General features: G+C 55.7%; 3 protein-coding genes. 2 read left to right on the top strand and 1 reads right to left on the bottom strand.

All coding sequences use genetic code 11. The annotated features are described in order from the left end of the window. Window positions 1-721, bottom strand: a 721-nt coding sequence (locus B4F73_RS11870) for an acyl-CoA dehydrogenase family protein (protein ID WP_290483354.1), incomplete at its 3' end; no start/stop codon positions are given. 74 nt (window positions 722-795) lie between these two features. On the opposite strand from B4F73_RS11870, the gene B4F73_RS11865 reads away from it, so the two are divergent. Both B4F73_RS11865 and B4F73_RS11860 read left to right on the top strand, forming a co-directional pair. After that, window positions 796-1,560, top strand: a complete 765-nt coding sequence (locus B4F73_RS11865) for a helix-turn-helix transcriptional regulator (RefSeq protein WP_290483353.1) — start codon at window positions 796-798, stop codon at window positions 1,558-1,560. Window positions 1,561-1,741: 181 nt separating this feature from the next. After that, window positions 1,742-2,395 (top strand): MFS transporter (locus tag B4F73_RS11860; RefSeq protein WP_290483352.1); only part of this gene is annotated, 654 nt, incomplete at its 3' end.

Here is a 2,395-nt window from a genome sequence, read left to right as displayed (position 1 = left end):
ACTTCGCGACGGTCCAGCCGTCATTTTCCTCGCCAAGCCTGCCCGACACCGGAACGCGGACATCATCGAAGAACACCTGGTTCAATTCATGTTCGCCCGCCAATGTGATGATCGGATCGACGGTGATACCGGGTGCCGACATCTCGAGAAGGAGGAAGGTGATGCCTTGCTGGGGCTTGCCTGTGAGGTCGGTTCGCACGAGACAGAACATGCGGTTTGCATGGTGGGCATGCGTCGTCCAGATCTTCGATCCATTGAGGATGTAATGGTCGTCATCTCGTTCCGCCTTGAGAGACAGAGACGCCAGATCGGACCCTGATTGCGGTTCAGAATACCCTTGGCACCAATAGTCGTCCCCCGCCAACAGACGCGGCAGGAAGAATGCCTTTTGTTCAGGCGTCCCGTATCCGATGATGCAGGGTCCCACCATGTTAAGACCCATGGGTGCCAACGGAGGTGCCCCGGCGATGGCGCATTCCGATGCAAATATGTAGCGCTGCATTTCCGTCCAGCCGGGCCCACCATACGCTTCAGGCCAACTCGGCGCCGCCCAACCTTTCGCGTGCAATTTCTTTTGCCAGGCGAGTGTGTATTCAGGCTCCACGAAAACACTAGTGGCCTTTTTGCCAGCAGCGGCCAGTTCTGGCGTGAGATTGTCGCGAAGGAAGGCTCGCACTTCCTCGCGGAACGCGATATCTTTATCAGATAGGCCCAGATTCATCGAATATCTCCCATGGTCGCCATGAACACTAGCGACTTCGACCGTCACGGCTCAAGCTACCAGAACCAATAGGTATGAAACCCTCTATCCCATCGGTAACCGGTCCGAAAACCTCAGAGCATCACGTGCACGCTTTGGCGATGGAAGTTGTCAAGCTTGGCAACCGCGCAGGTCTTCCCTACATCGCCGCATCAGCGGATGTCAGCGACCCAAACCCCATGCTTGACAAGGATGGCTCGCCTTATGCGGAGAGCCTGTTCAAATGGTTCGATCCGGATTTCCACTATTGGGATGATCGCACTTTCGCCCTCCGCTCAGGATTTGTCCAAGCGGCGCGAATCTGTGCCGAACCCTTCTATTTTGACGGCAAGGCATTGAAGAGCTGGCGAACGAACCGAGCGCTGGACGTCTTCAACGAGAATGCTGAATATGATGCGTACGGGGTTGCCAGTGCAATTATTTGCCCATGTTACATGCCTTATGGCGTGCTGGGCGCGATCGTCTGGGCTGGCGACAAAGCGGTTGCGGACATTGCGAAAACATTCATAGCGCACGCTGCAAGCATGCATCAACTAACGCTTAAATTTCTCTCCGCCTACCGGGAAAATGACTCACATATTGCCCTCCCAGAACTGGTCGATCTGACTCGCAGAGAGATTCAGTGCCTGAAATGGGCTGCCATTGGCAAAACGGACAGCGAGATCGCAACGATTATGGGAATTTCTGTGCCTACGATTCGCTTTCATCTAACAAATGCAGGGCAAAAGCTGTCGGTTTCCGGTCGCGCTCAAGCCGTCCGTGTAGCAACCAGCTTGGGCTATATCGGACGGAGCGCCTAGTTCCGAAGCGCAAGCCCGCGCGATCAAAGCCGCTACTAAACCCAAGGATTGCTGGCTCAAATGGATAGGGATATTGACTTCACTCTCGATTGAGTGAGTATCTTTCCCAGATATAGGTTTGTTCTGGAGATCCCTCTAGATCGAAGCAAATGACGGGACGTTGAAGCCCGCGGGAGGACATATGACTATCCATGCGCCACGTGCGGAAACTGCCCACGAAAAATCACCAGACGACGACGCTGACACGACCAATACCCCTTATACTCAGCCATTCTATCGCTATTATGTGCTGGCGGTCCTGACTGTCGTTTATGTCTTCAACTTTGTTGATCGCCAGCTACTCGTCATCCTGCAGGAGCCGATCAAGGCGGAGCTGAACCTTTCGGACACACAGCTCGGCCTGCTGACAGGCTTTGCCTTCGCGCTATTCTACGTCATCTGCGGTATTCCAATCGCCCGCTGGGCTGACAAGGGAAACCGGCGAACCATCATCGCCCTCGCGCTGACGATCTGGAGCGTGATGACCGCCATGTGCGGGCTTGCGGCAAACTACACCCATCTTCTGCTCGCGCGTGTCGGTGTCGGTGTCGGCGAGGCGGGTGGCAGCCCGCCGGCGCACTCCATGATTTCGGATATCTTCAAGCCAAAGAATCGGGCGCTTGCCCTGTCGGTCTATTCCATCGGTATCTATATCGGCATCCTGATTGGCTTTGCAGCAGGCGGTTTCCTGGCCGACGCGTTCAGTTGGCGCCTTGCCTTCTTCGTGGTCGGTATTCCGGGGGTCGCACTCGCCCTGCTCGTTCTCCTGACGGTTCGTGAACCGATCCGCGGCTGG

This window comes from Hyphomonas sp. UBA3601 (assembly GCF_002375605.1).
GTDB lineage: Bacteria > Pseudomonadota > Alphaproteobacteria > Caulobacterales > Hyphomonadaceae > Hyphomonas.
The sequence above is the reverse complement of the archived record's forward strand: the minus strand, read 5'-3'. Positions and strand labels throughout refer to the sequence as shown.

Coding starts and splice junctions, on each gene's coding strand:
- B4F73_RS11865 (WP_290483353.1), top strand. CDS start 796: ATGAAACCCTCTATCCCATCGGTAACCGGTCCGAAAACCTCAGAGCAT.